11 protein-coding genes are annotated in these 12,587 nt (G+C 62.8%); 8 read left to right on the top strand and 3 right to left on the bottom strand.

Annotated elements, in window-relative coordinates; genetic code table 11:
* Positions 1-296 precede the first annotated feature (296 nt).
* A complete protein-coding gene (locus H8A92_RS36740; RefSeq protein WP_016839844.1) occupies positions 297-554 on the bottom strand; it encodes a DUF6894 family protein in 258 nt (85 codons plus the stop codon).
* 324 nt (positions 555-878) lie between these two features.
* On the opposite strand from H8A92_RS36740, the gene pqqA reads away from it, so the two are divergent.
* From pqqA to H8A92_RS36700, 8 genes are all read left to right on the top strand, one after another.
* Complete coding sequence (gene pqqA, locus H8A92_RS36735) at positions 879-959, top strand: pyrroloquinoline quinone precursor peptide PqqA (protein WP_035635412.1); 81 nt, start codon at positions 879-881, stop codon at positions 957-959.
* A gap of 145 nt (positions 960-1,104) precedes the next feature.
* Positions 1,105-2,034, top strand: coding sequence for a pyrroloquinoline quinone biosynthesis protein PqqB (gene pqqB, locus H8A92_RS36730; RefSeq protein WP_229200162.1), 930 nt, complete (start codon positions 1,105-1,107; stop codon positions 2,032-2,034).
* Positions 2,035-2,054: 20 nt separating this feature from the next.
* Positions 2,055-2,810 (top strand): pyrroloquinoline-quinone synthase PqqC, encoded by a 756-nt coding sequence (pqqC, locus tag H8A92_RS36725; RefSeq protein ID WP_229200161.1) that lies wholly within the window; start codon positions 2,055-2,057, stop codon positions 2,808-2,810.
* Between the two features lie 11 nt (positions 2,811-2,821).
* Entirely contained in the window at positions 2,822-3,130 is a 309-nt protein-coding gene (gene pqqD, locus H8A92_RS36720) for a pyrroloquinoline quinone biosynthesis peptide chaperone PqqD (RefSeq protein ID WP_229200160.1), read from the top strand.
* The gene (gene pqqE / locus H8A92_RS36715) at positions 3,127-4,371 is read left to right on the top strand and encodes a pyrroloquinoline quinone biosynthesis protein PqqE (RefSeq protein WP_229200159.1); all 1,245 of its coding nucleotides are present in this window, start codon (positions 3,127-3,129) and stop codon (positions 4,369-4,371) included. Before pqqD ends, pqqE begins: the two co-directional genes overlap by 4 nt.
* Positions 4,361-5,332: a prolyl aminopeptidase gene (pip, locus tag H8A92_RS36710; RefSeq protein WP_229200158.1), complete on the top strand. Its 972-nt coding sequence runs from the start codon at positions 4,361-4,363 to the stop codon at positions 5,330-5,332. Before pqqE ends, pip begins: the two co-directional genes overlap by 11 nt.
* A gap of 499 nt (positions 5,333-5,831) precedes the next feature.
* Entirely contained in the window at positions 5,832-7,334 is a 1,503-nt protein-coding gene (locus tag H8A92_RS36705) for an ATPase domain-containing protein (protein WP_229200163.1), read from the top strand.
* Positions 7,335-7,410: 76 nt separating this feature from the next.
* A complete protein-coding gene (locus H8A92_RS36700; protein WP_229200157.1) occupies positions 7,411-9,411 on the top strand; it encodes a hybrid sensor histidine kinase/response regulator in 2,001 nt (666 codons plus the stop codon).
* A gap of 175 nt (positions 9,412-9,586) precedes the next feature.
* Here H8A92_RS36700 and H8A92_RS36695 read toward each other — a convergent pair whose 3' ends face one another.
* Complete coding sequence (locus tag H8A92_RS36695) at positions 9,587-10,780, bottom strand: DUF1501 domain-containing protein (RefSeq protein WP_229200156.1); 1,194 nt, start codon at positions 10,778-10,780, stop codon at positions 9,587-9,589.
* Positions 10,781-10,795: 15 nt separating this feature from the next.
* Positions 10,796-12,304: a DUF1800 domain-containing protein gene (locus H8A92_RS36690; protein WP_229200155.1), complete on the bottom strand. Its 1,509-nt coding sequence runs from the start codon at positions 12,302-12,304 to the stop codon at positions 10,796-10,798.
* Positions 12,305-12,587 lie beyond the last annotated feature (283 nt).

Below are 12,587 nucleotides of genomic sequence, written 5' to 3'. Positions count from 1 at the left end.
CGCGGCCGCCGGCTGTTGCGCCGCAGCAGCGAGCGTGAACGCCCCCAGCATGGCACCCGCGAGCAGCAGGCTGCGCGGTGCGAACGAGTGTTGTTTCATGATGATCTCCCCTGGCTGGAAGCCGTTGTTCATTGCGCCATTGAGGTCGATCGGCGCTATCAGGCTTTCCGTTCCTAGTCTTGCGAATTTGTCCGGACAATTGCAATCGGAAACATGCTGACATCGGCCAACGCATGGTTGTGGCCGGGCGGCCCTGTCGGCCGGTGTCCGTGTCAGCCGTGTCAGTGCAGCCCGTGTCAGTGCCTCGTCATCGAGCGGTCCGGGCGATCGAGAATCGCCTCCGTGAACGGGAACTCCAGCACGATCTCGCCCTCGTCGTCGGTCACCTCGATGACCGCGCTGAGCAGCGCGCCATCGGCGCCCTCGGTCTTGAGCAGTTCGCGAATCATCGCCCGCGCCATCTCCCACGCACGATCCGGATCCCGCAGGATTTCGCCGTCGGGGTCGGAGATCAGCTCGTCGCCGATACGGGTATTGAAGAAATAGCGTGGCATCGGCAGAACTCGGCTCGGTTAGTCGCTTCCCGTCACCGGAAAGCACAGGATCGTCATCAGGACCTTCGGAGGACCGCGGGCCCCCCGTCTCTTAGTCCAAGATCACCATTCATCGTGTGGCGAACAACAGGAAAAAGGTCTGACGCCACCGGGTTTTGACCGGAAATGCGCGCACAAATTTGTGAGTGGCCCCGATTCGTCTTCCGCAGTGCAGCATGCCCTTGAACAGGGCAGCTTGCGAAAAATTTAAGTGGCGAACTTTTCGAACCGCAGTAATTTAAATGGAGGGCGGAAAGTTCGTCCGGTTGCAACAAGGAGAGCCAAATGGCCTGGAAAGCACCGAAGATCGTTGAAGTGTCGGTCGGCATGGAAATCAACATGTATATGTGCGCCACCCGCAAGTAAGCGGCAGCGCTCACTACACGTTTAGCGTTTTAGCGCAGGTGGACGTCCGGCGTGACGCGCTCCCGAGCAAGGGAGTGTGTTTCAAACCCGGGGTCCACCTCGTAGCGTTTTTGGGTCCGGGTTAAACTGCTCCAGGGGACGGATCATGCTTCGTGTCGTCGTCCTGGGTGCCGCAGCTGGTGGCGGCGTTCCGCAGTGGAACTGCGGATGTGCCGTGTGCAGGACGGCGCGAGACGACCATCCTGAATTGCAGAGCACGCAAGCCTCGATCGCCGTCAGCGGTGATGGCGCGAACTGGTTCCTGGTCAACGCGTCCCCCGATCTGCGCCAGCAAGTGACCGCCACGCCGCAGCTGCATCCGAAGCCCGGCGCCTTGCGCCACAGCCCGATCGCGGGCGTCATCCTCACCAACAGTGAGATCGATGCGGTCACCGGGCTGCTGTCGATGCGCGAGGGCTCGCCGTTCAATATCTACGCGCATGAGCGGGTGCTGGCGATCCTGCGCTCGAACAGCATCTTCCACGTGCTGAGCGAAAAGAACGTGGCGCGGCTGCCGATCGCGGTCGACCAGCCCTTCGAACCAGCCCTGCCCGACGGCTCGCCGTCCGGGCTCGAAGTGCTGCCGTTCGAGGTTCCCGGCAAGGGCGCCTGGTATCTCGAGGGCAAGGCGCACCCGGCGGGCGCCGACGGCGTCGGCGATACGCTCGGCCTGCGTATTGCGGACAAGCGCAGCGGCAAATACTTCTACTTCCTGGCCGCCTGCGCGCGGGTGACCGACGACCTGAAATCACGGCTCAAGGGCGCCCCGCTGGTGTTCTTCGACGGCACGGTGTGGCGCGACGACGAACTGATCGCGGCCGGGCTTGGCAACAAGACCGGCCAGGGCATGGGACATATCGCGATGTCGGGCGATCAGGGCGCGATCGCGAGCCTCGCCGGGCTCGACATCGGACGAAAAGTGTTTTTGCATATCAACAACTCCAACCCGGCGCTGCTTGGGACCTCGGCCGAACGCAAGGCGGCCGAACAGGCGGGCTGGCAGATTCCCTCCGACGGAACGGAGATCGTGCTGTGAATGTCGTGCCTACAAACGGAATGACCGCACTCTCGATCGGCAAGGGCATCACGCTCGACAGTGCCGAGGAGATGGAGGCAACGCTGCGCACGATCGGTGCGACGCGCTACCACAGCCTGCACCCGTTCCACCGCCTGCTGCACGGCGGCAAGCTCAACAAGGGCCAGGTCCAGGCCTGGGCGCTGAACCGCTATTACTACCAGAGCACGATCCCGCTGAAGGACGCGATGGTGATGACGCGCTTTCGCGACCGCATGACGCGGGTCGAATGGCGCCACCGCATCGAGGATCATGACGGCGATCTCGGCAGTGAGGGCGGCATCGAGCGCTGGCTGAAGCTGACTGAAGGCCTCGGCCTCGACACGGTCTATGTGGAGTCCACCGAAGGCATTCTGCCGGCGACGCGCTTCGCCGTGGAGGCCTATGTGCATTTCTGCCGCGACCGCACGCCATTGGAGGCGATCGCCTCCTCGCTCACCGAATTGTTCGCGCCGAACCTGCACGAGGAGCGCATCTCGGGGATGCTGAAGCATTACGACTTCGTCAATCCCGACATCATGAGCTATTTCAGCCGCCGCCTGACCCAGGCGCCGCGCGACGCCGGCTTTGCGTTGGAATACGTCAAGCAGCATGCGAAGACGCCCGCCGAGCGGGAGGCGGTCTGCAATGCGCTGATCTTCAAGACCAATGTGCTGTGGGTGCAGCTCGACGCGCTCTATCACGCCTATGTCGACGGCCAGATTCCGCCCGGCGCCTTCGTGCCGACGGCGAGCTAGGGAACAAGATCATGGCCGGCCGCAACATCAGCGTCAGCGAGACCAGCCGGCCGAAACTGCCGCGCCACACCAAGCTGAAGTTCGACGAGACGCGGCAGGTCTGGGTGATCCTGGCACCGGAGCGCGTGCTGGCGCCTGATGAGATCGCGGTCGAGGTGCTGCAGCTTTGCGACGGCGTGCGCAGCGTCGCAGAGATGGTGGACCGGCTCGCGGAAAAATACGCCGCGCCACGCGAGGCGATCGCGACCGACGTGGTGGCGATGCTGCAGGATCTGGCCGACAAGGGCTTTCTCACCGAAGCGCGCGAGAGCACAGCATGAGTGACACGCTCGCCGACAACAAAACAACGACGCCGGACCCTAACACAGCCCCAAGCGACGGCCTCGCCGTGCTGGAGAGCCGCCGGTCGGCGGCCGAGACCTACGGCATCCCGCTCGCGGTGCTCCTCGAGGTCACCCACCGCTGCCCGCTGCAATGCCCGTATTGCTCCAACCCGGTCGAGCTCGACCGCGGCTCGACCGAGCTCAGCACCGAGGAATGGAAGAAGGTGCTGAGTGAGCTCGCCGAGCTCGGCGTATTGCAGGTCCATTTCTCCGGCGGCGAGCCGACCGCGCGCAAGGACATCGTCGAGCTGGTGCAGCACGCGACCGATGTCGGGCTCTATTCCAACCTGATCACCTCGGCGGTGCTGCTGACCAAAGACAAGCTGTCGGCCCTGGCCGATGCCGGCCTCAGCCATGTCCAGATCAGTTTTCAGGGCAATGAACCCAATGTCGCCGACCGCGTCGCAGGGCTGAAGGACGCGCACAAGAAGAAGCTTGAGGTCGCGAAATGGACCCGCGAGCTTGACATGCCGCTGACGGTGAACGCCGTGATGCACCGGCAGAACCTGCATCAGCTGCCCGACATCATCCAGATGGCGGTCGACCTCGACGCCGACCGGCTCGAAGTCGCCAACGTGCAGTATTACGGCTGGGCGCTGAAGAACCGTGCCGCGCTGATGCCGACGATCGAGCAGATCGAGGAAACCAGCCGGATCGTCGAGGAAGCGCAAGCGCGCCTGAAGGGCACGCTCGCGATCGACTATGTGGTGCCGGACTACTACGCGCTGCGGCCGAAGAAATGCATGGGCGGTTGGGGCCGCCAGTTCTTCAACATCTCGCCGGCCGGCAAGGTGCTGCCCTGCCATGCAGCCGAAAGCATCACCGGGCTCGAATTCGAGTCGGTGCGCTCGAACCATTCGATCGCCTGGATCTGGCAGAACTCGGAAGCCTTCAACCGCTATCGCGGCACCGGCTGGATGCCGGAGCCGTGCAAATCCTGCGAATTCCGCGAGGTCGATTACGGCGGCTGCCGCTGCCAGGCCTTCGCGCTGACCGGCGACGCCGGCAACACCGATCCGGCCTGCGCGCTGTCGCCGCGGCACGAGGAAATCTTCAAGCAGGCCGAGCGGGAATCCGCCGGCACGCAGAACCGCTTCCTCTACCGCAACTTCGCCGGCGGCACGCTGGAGTCGAACGACCATCAGGACAAGCTCCAGGACAACCCCAATGGCGCCTGACGCCGACGCCGGCAAGGCCGCAAGGCGATCCGATCCGTTTGCGCCGCTGACGTCGGAATGGCTCGATGTCGGCGACGGCCACAATCTCTATGTCGAGAGCGTCGGGCGCGAGGGCGGCATCCCCGCGGTCTATCTGCATGGCGGCCCAGGCAGCGGCTGCCAGCCGGACCACCGCCGGCTGTTCGATCCCGAACGCTTCCACGCCGTGCTGTTCGACCAGCGCGGCTGCGGCCGCAGCCGGCCGAAGGGCAGCCGCGACCACAACACGACGCAGCATCTGATCGCCGACCTGGAGAAGATCCGCGAACGCTTCGGCTTTGCGCGCTGGATGGTGGTCGGCGGCTCCTGGGGCGCGACGCTGGCGCTGGCCTATGCGCAGGCCTATCCGGGGCGCGTCAGTGGCCTCGTGCTGCGCGCGACGTTTCTCGGCACGGCTGAGGAGCTGGAGGACGTTTTCCTGCGCGCTCTACCGCGCTTCTATCCTTCGCTCTTCGAGGACTTCCTCAACTTCCTCCCCGAGAACGAGCGCGCGGCGCCGCTCGCCGCCTATTACCGCCGCATCCTCGATTCTGATGTGGCCGTGCACACGCCGGCCGCGCGCGCCTGGCACGACACCGAGCGCACGCTGTCGGAACACACGCCGAAGCAGACGCGGCTCGATCTCAAGGCATCGGGCGCCCTGCCCTCCACGCCGTTCATGGAGGCGCACTACTTCGCCAACGATTGCTTCATGCGCCCGAACCAGCTGATCGACGAGGCCGGCAAGCTCGCCGGCATTCCCGGCATCCTGGTGCAGGGCCGCTACGATCTGCTGTGTCCGCCCGCGACCTCGCACGCGCTCGCGGCGCGCTGGCTCGGCAGCGAAGTCCGCATCGTCGATGGCGCCGGCCACATCCTGTACGACCCCGGCATCCGCAACGCCGTGATGAAGGCGATCGCGGATCTGGCGGCAAGGCAATGACTACGGCGCGCACTCATAAACTGAATCCCCCGCACGGCCCATTGATCGGACTTTAAAGACGACCTGAGCTCGTCCGGGTCTGTTGGGTTTGTGGTGCAAGGTCGTTGTGGCCTTGTCTGTCCAATCGGGATTGTAACAAGCCAGCCGGCGCAATCGACAAGATCGGGCCGTGCGATTTCATGCGCTGCCCCAAATTCCGGCTGCCCCTCTCCTTCCACCTGCCGAATGGGTGGCCCCACGAAAATGTTCCGACCGAGTGGCCGAAATAGAGTTCCTTGTCTGAGGGAGCCAATCGCCGTCGCGCGCGTTCTGTTCCAGGAACAATGAAGGACAGGAGCATAGGTTTGAGCAAGATCATCTTCTCTGACGTACCCCTCAGAGCCGATGATTGTGTTCACTAGTGAACATTTTGATCGGCGGCAGGCGACGTACCCTGCAGCCTTTTGCCTCTGCCGTCTCGTGCAAAACGACAAATATTGAGCCAGATACCAAAAGCGCCATGGATCACACACGCAATCGCATTTCGACCGGCAACGCTGGTCTGGACTATATCCTTCGCGGCGGCTTGCCACTCAACCGCTTGTACCTTGTCGAGGGAACGCCCGGCTCGGGCAAAACCACGCTCGCGCTCGAATTTCTCCAGGACGGTCAATCCAAGAACGAGCGGGTGCTCTACATCACATTGTCGGAAACCAAGGAAGAGCTCGAGGTCGTCGCAGCCTCCCACGGCTGGAATCTAAGCGGAATCGATATTTTTGAACTGAGCGCCGCCGACGAAGTCCTGGGCCCGGGCAGAGACCAGTCGATACTCCATAGCTGGGAGATCGAGCTTGGAGAAACGATCAAGCTCATCAAGGCTCAGGTCGAGAAGATCAAGCCGACAAGGGTCGTGTTCGACAGTCTCTCCGAAATGCGGCTGCTCGCCCAGGATCCACTCCGGTATCGCCGGCAGCTTCTGGTTCTGAAGCAATTTTTCTCCGGCCTCAGTACAACCGTCTTGCTGGTTGACGACTTCACCGGATCAGGCGGCAATTCGGACAATCACTTACACAGCCTTTGCCATGGCGTGATCACCCTGTCACGGCTGACGCTGGACTTTGGCGCGGCGCGGCGACGGCTTCAGGTTCAAAAACTTCGAGGCGTGGATTTCATCGCCGGATTTCATGACTTTGTCATTCGGCCTGGCGGCTTGGATATTTTTCCTAGACTGGTCGCAGCCGAGCATGACATCGAATACTCGAACGAACGCGTTCACAGCGGCATAGCGGAACTTGATGCGCTACTGAATGGCGGTCCCGCGCGCGGCACGGGAGTTCTCATCACCGGACCTTCCGGCGCGGGAAAGACGACTCTCGCGCTGCAATACCTCGCTGCCGCTTGCGAGAGAGGAGAGAAGGTGACGGTCTATCAATTCGACGAGCGTATCGACACCCTTCTGGCACGCGCGGAAGCAATGGGCCTCAACCTTCGAGCGTGCATCGACAAGAAGCAGCTTGTCGTTCGGCAGATCGACCCTGCCGAGATTTCGCCGGGCGAGTTCGCCGCCAACGTGATCAAGGAAGTTCAACAACGCTCCATCAAGATCCTCATGATCGACAGCCTCAGCGGCTACGTCGCCGCCATGCCGCAGGAGCAGCAACTCGTTCTGCAGCTTCACGAACTCCTGTCCTATCTCAGCCAGTCCGGCGTCCTGACACTGATGATTAACCCCCAAAGCGGCTTCTTCGGAGACATGCAGACAAATGGCTTGGATGTTTCTTATCTGGCTGACACGGTCATCCTTCTCCGGTTTTTCGAGGCAGCAGGACGCATCCGGAAGGCCATCTCCGTCGTCAAAAACAGGTCCGGAAGGCACGAAGATACGATCCGCGAGATGCGCATCGACGACGGGGGCGTGAGGGTCGGCGAGCCTCTGTCGGATTTCAAGGGCATCTTGACCGGAAAACCGCAATACACCGGCGCAAGCAATCCTCTCATGGAAGATCGCGGTTCAGGTGCATAGGACAGCAACTGAGGGCCATCGCGTCCTGATCATCGCCCCTTACGGCCGTGATGCGGAGAGCGTATCGGGACTACTGGTGTCCCAAGGGTACGATACGAAGATCTGCGAAAGCTTCGTCGAACTCGCACCACTCGTCGATGCGCATGCTGGCGTTATTCTGATGACCGAAGAAGCACTCGGCGTTGACACGTCGGCGCTGCAATCCGCCTTGATGGCACAACCGGCGTGGTCGGACATTCCGTTCATTCTGCTGTTCGGCCGACGAGCAGGACGCGAGCGTCCGAACGAAGCCGTCCGCCGCAAACTGCCGCCAAGCGCGACGAATGTGGTCCTGCTCGAGAGGCCACTCAGCAGCGAATCCATGCTGAGTACGATCGCGTCGGCTATGCGGGCGCGACAGCGACAATTTCTGATGCGCGATCAACTCGCGGAGTTGGACACGCAGCGGGCCAGCTTGAGGACGCTTCTCGACAATCTCCCGGTCGGGGTCGTGTTTCTGGACAACACCGGAACTGGCCTGGTCTCGAATCCGGCATTCAAACGCTTTTCCAGGTCTGGCAAAAGCCCAGCTTTCGACCCTGCAGCGGAACATGAATGGCTTGCGCAGGACAGCGACGGCTCTCCACTCTCGCGAAACCGTTTCCCGAGTGCGCGTGCGCTGCAGGGCGAACATGTGACGGGGGTCGAGTTTCTCTACACCGGCTCCGCAGAGGGACCAGTCTGGACCCGCATCAGCAGCGTGCCGATCTTGCGAGAAGACGGCGCGATCACGGGGGCGATAACCGTCGTCGTCGACATCAACGAGCAAAAGCTCGCGCAGCAAAGGTTGGCGAAGGCGGCCGAGACGCTCGAGTTGCAGGTAGCCGAACGTACCGCGGAGCTCGAGAAGGCCCTGTCCGATCTCCGCAAGGAGACGGCAGAGCGGTCGCGGGCGGAATCCGCGCTGATCCAAGCTCAAAAAATGGAAGCTGTCGGCCAGCTCACCGGAGGCATTGCGCACGACTTCAACAACATGCTTACCGGCGTCATCGGCGCCATCGACTTGATGAAACGGCGCATTGCTTCCAACCGGCTCGACGACTTGGATCGCTTCATGGACGCGGCGAGCACGTCGGCGCACCGGGCTGCCAACCTGACGTCACGACTTCTCGCTTTCTCGCGCCGGCAATCTCTCGACAGCAAACCGACCGATATCAATGCTCTCGTCCGGTCGCTCTCGGACCTGCTACATCACACGGTGGACGAGAACATCTCGATCGCCATCGAAACCAACGAGGACGTGCCCGCCGCCATCGTGGATGCCAATCAACTCGAGAACGCCATCCTTAACCTCGCCATCAACGCGCGAGACGCGATGCCTCACGGAGGCAAGCTTACCGTCGAGACGTCTGTAGTTGACCTCGACGCGACATATACAAGGTCTCGACCAGGCATTTCGCCCGGCCGCTACGTGGTCGTAGCAGTTTCGGACACCGGAGTCGGAATGACGCCGGACCTGATCGAAAAGGTCTTTGATCCTTTCTTCACGACAAAGCCTGTGGGGCAAGGTACCGGTCTCGGTCTATCGATGGTCTACGGGTTCGCACGACAGTCAAAAGGCCAGGTCCGGATCCATTCGACGCCGGGCCAAGGTACCTCCGCGAAGATCTACCTGCCGGCGGCGGATCAAAGCGCGATCGAGACCACCGTCCATCATGAAGCGTCTCCGCAGGGAGCCGGTCAGCCTGTTCTGCTGGTCGAAGACGATCCTTCGGTTCGTCTTCTCATCGGCGAACTGCTCTCGGAGCTGGGTTACGGAACGATCGAAGCACCTGATTCCGACACCGCAATCAAGCTGCTGGAAAGCGGCCGTCCGATAGACATGATGATTTCGGATGTTGGACTGCCCGGCATGAACGGCCGGCAACTCGCTGAAGTCGCTCGCAAGCATCATCCGAAGGTGCCGATCCTGTTCGTCACCGGCTATGCCGCAAACGCCGCCATTCGAGCCGGTTTCCTCGGAACGAATATGGCGATGATAAGCAAGCCCTTCCAGATCGAAGAACTGGCCGCGAAGATAGGTGAGATGCTGTCCTAGAGACCGCGCGCTTTTGTCGTGCCGATCCGGGCGCGCGGTCCGGGCAATCGGCAGGAATTCGGAATAATGGAAAAGTACCGGTGAGTTGCCCGCCGTGTCAAGTGGGGATGCCGCCCCCCAGGCACCCGGCGGCACCTTTGCATGGGGTTGTTTTCGATATTTTGGCCGTGCCTCTTCAGACCAGATTGAGATCCTTCGGCTTGATGCCGGTGAAGATGCGCTCCAGGCTTGCCTGCTGCAGGCCATAGACGTGCTGGATCAGCCCGGCGAAGAACGCCTTGTAGTCGGTCAGAACGGGATAGTCGCGGTTCTGGAACAGCGTCGCCTGCGTGACCTGGACCTGCTCGCCGGCCATCCGTCCGCCGTTGATGCCGCCGCCCATCACCCAATAGACGCTGCCATGGCCATGATCGGTGCCGCGGTCACCGTTCTCGCGGAAGGTGCGGCCGAATTCGGAGATCACCACCACGACCGTATCGCGCCACATCGTCGGACCGATCTCCTCGGAGAAGCCGGCAAGGCCCCTGCCCAATTCGCCGAGACGGTCGGCGAGATAGCCGGTCGCCGCGCCCTGGTTGACGTGGGTGTCCCAGCCGCCGACGTCGACGAAGCCAAGGTTGAACTGCTCGCGCATCAGGCGGCCGATCCGCCGCGCCGACAGCTCGAAGCCGCGCGGCGACACGGCGCCGCGGTTGGCCGCCATCATCTCCTCGGAAACCGATTTGTAGACGTCGTCGCGAACGCGAAAGCCTTCCGATACCGAATTGGCGAGATCGCCCTTGGCATACATCTCCCGGATCAGCCGCGCCTGCCGGTCGTCGACGCCGGGCTTGCTGACGCTGGCGATGCCGATGTTCGGAATCTGGTTCTGGCCGCGGAAGATCAGCGGCAGTTGGTCGGTGAAGGAGATCGGCTTCACCCGCGTCAATTCGGTCGCCAGCCGGCTCATGAAGCCGGAGCGGTAGTCGCGGCTGCCGCCGACCGCCTGGCCGAGCTCGATGGTGTCCTGGGTCTCGAAATGGCTGCGCGAGAGGTCGTCGCTGGTGCCGGCGAACGGAACGAACGCGATTTCGCGCCTGGCCCACAGCGGATAGATCGAATCGCGCAAGCTTGGATGCAGTCCCCATCCGGCGTCGAGCGCCAGCGCCGCATTCGGATTGCCGGCGTCGGGCCGCGCGACCGCAAGCGTTGGGCGCGAGGCGTAATAGAACTCGCTGCCGACCGGAACCACCACATTCGCGGCGTCATAGGCGCCGCGCAGGAACACGACCAGCAGGCGCGCGTCGGTCGCAGGCGCCGCCCAGACCCGGCCGGCGACGGTGAGCGAAGCGGAAGCAGCGAAGGCCTTGATCAGTTCACGGCGGTTCATTGGCGAACCTCCCTTTCAGTGCATGAACTCGGGTGACGACAGAAACAACGTGTTCCAATCCTGCGGCGACACGGCCTGGTCGAGCGCGGCGAGCGTGGTCGGGCTCAGCGTCTGCCTGATGTTGCTGAAATAGAGCCCGTTCATGACCAGCGGAAACGCCGGCTGATCGACCGCGTTGGGCTCGTTCGGCTTGAACAGCCCGGCCGAACCCGAGCCGATCGCGCGCGCGATCTCGAAACGCAGCATCATCTGCCCGGGACCGTTCCAGGCTGCCGACAGCATCGAATAGCCGTCGGGAGTCTCGTGATTGAACAGACCCTCGGACAGGCGGTTGAGCCAGCCCTGGATCGGCAGCGTATTGAGGACGACCTTGCTGTCGTAGGCGAGCCGCACCGACGACATCACGTAGAGCATCGGATCCTTGAACTTGGCGCCGCCCTTCAGGCTGGCGGCAAACTCGGGCGCATGGACCAGCGTCGCCATGACGGCCGCGATATCGCCGTCGGTCTTCTCGAAGGTCTGCGCCATTTGCCGCACCAGCGTATCCGGCGGATTGTCCGACACGAAATAGGTCGCGAGCTGCTTTGCGATATGCGTGGCGGTCGCAGGATGGCGGCAGAGGATGTCGAGGGCTTCATCGACCTCGGCGAGACCGCGGCCCTTGATCTGATGGCCGAGGAAGGTCTTGTCGCCGAAATCGTGGCGCGCCGGATTGAATTCGAACGCGCCCTCGCGGACCAGCTGGGATTGCTGCTCCGGCTTCAGCTTCGGATCCTCCGACTTGAAGTCGATGCCGACGCCGGTGAGGATCCGCGCCAGCGCCTCGACATCGGCCTGGGTGTAGCCGGAGCCGACGCCCATGGTGTGCAGCTCCATGATCTCGCGGGCGTAGTTCTCGTTGAGGTGACCGGCCGCGTTGTCGGCGTTGTCGAGATAGCGCAGCATCACCGGATGATGCAGCGTCGCCGAGAGCAGGTTGCGGAATTTGCCGAGCGCGTTGACGCGGATCGCGCGATCCTCGTAGTCGCCGACCAGCACGCGGATGTTGGACTTGTACTGGTGGACATTGAAGTGGTTGAACCAGAACCAGGTCAGGCGTTCGCGCAACTGATCAGGCGCATAGAGCGCGCGCAGGATGGTGCGCGCCGCGGCCTGCCGGGCCCGGTCGTTCATGGCCTGCTGATAGACCTGCTGCGCCGCCTTGCGCTGCTCGGGATCGGCGACCTGGTTGGCGGATTTGCCCTGCTGGTCGAACGACACCGCAATGTCGAACGGAAAGCGATGCACGTCCGGCATCGCCTCGATCTGCCTTTGGACGGCAGCCGGCAATGCACTGTTGGCCGGGTGCAGCTGCTCCTGCAGCCAGCGCTCGGCGCCGACCTCGCGCAGATGCGCCGCGCTCGACGCATTGACGCCCCAGGTCAGGCGATCGAGCAGCGCGATGTCCTGCGCTGAAAGCTCGGCCGCCCGCACCGGCTGGTGGAGGACCACCAGCCCCGCGATGGTGCCGATCACTAGAGCCATTTCCGTTCTGATGGAATCGGAACGGAGCTCTAGATTTTTGTTTTGACGCGTTTTCTTCACGCGAACCGGCATCCACTTCGCTCGAAAACGCTCTAGTTTCGCGACTGTCCGCAATCCGAGTGTGGCCGTGATGCTCATGAAGACTGACCTGCTCGGCTCATGCTGTCATGCCCTCAGTGTTTGCACTTGCCGGGAGGACATGCCGGCGCTGCTGCTCGTGGTGCGGGCGCGGGCCTTGGCGGCGGTGCGGCGTGTTGCGCTTGCACCGCCGGGCGCGGTGGCG

It is taken from the genome of Bradyrhizobium acaciae (genome assembly GCF_020889785.1).
GTDB classification, from domain to species: domain Bacteria; phylum Pseudomonadota; class Alphaproteobacteria; order Rhizobiales; family Xanthobacteraceae; genus Bradyrhizobium; species Bradyrhizobium acaciae.
The sequence above is the reverse complement of the archived record's forward strand: the minus strand, read 5'-3'. Positions and strand labels throughout refer to the sequence as shown.

What these genes read in the sequence shown, in the direction of transcription:
- pip (WP_229200158.1), top strand. Translation starts at nt 4,361, where the DNA reads ATGGCGCCTGACGCCGACGCCGGCAAGGCCGCAAGGCGATCCGATCCG.
- pqqC (WP_229200161.1), top strand. Translation starts at nt 2,055, where the DNA reads ATGACCGCACTCTCGATCGGCAAGGGCATCACGCTCGACAGTGCCGAG.
- pqqE (WP_229200159.1), top strand. Translation starts at nt 3,127, where the DNA reads ATGAGTGACACGCTCGCCGACAACAAAACAACGACGCCGGACCCTAAC.
- H8A92_RS36695 (WP_229200156.1), bottom strand. Translation starts at nt 10,780, where the DNA reads ATGAACCGCCGTGAACTGATCAAGGCCTTCGCTGCTTCCGCTTCGCTC.
- H8A92_RS36740 (WP_016839844.1), bottom strand. Translation starts at nt 554, where the DNA reads ATGCCACGCTATTTCTTCAATACCCGTATCGGCGACGAGCTGATCTCC.
- H8A92_RS36690 (WP_229200155.1), bottom strand. Translation starts at nt 12,304, where the DNA reads ATGGCTCTAGTGATCGGCACCATCGCGGGGCTGGTGGTCCTCCACCAG.
- H8A92_RS36705 (WP_229200163.1), top strand. Translation starts at nt 5,832, where the DNA reads ATGGATCACACACGCAATCGCATTTCGACCGGCAACGCTGGTCTGGAC.
- pqqB (WP_229200162.1), top strand. Translation starts at nt 1,105, where the DNA reads ATGCTTCGTGTCGTCGTCCTGGGTGCCGCAGCTGGTGGCGGCGTTCCG.
- pqqA (WP_035635412.1), top strand. Translation starts at nt 879, where the DNA reads ATGGCCTGGAAAGCACCGAAGATCGTTGAAGTGTCGGTCGGCATGGAA.
- pqqD (WP_229200160.1), top strand. Translation starts at nt 2,822, where the DNA reads ATGGCCGGCCGCAACATCAGCGTCAGCGAGACCAGCCGGCCGAAACTG.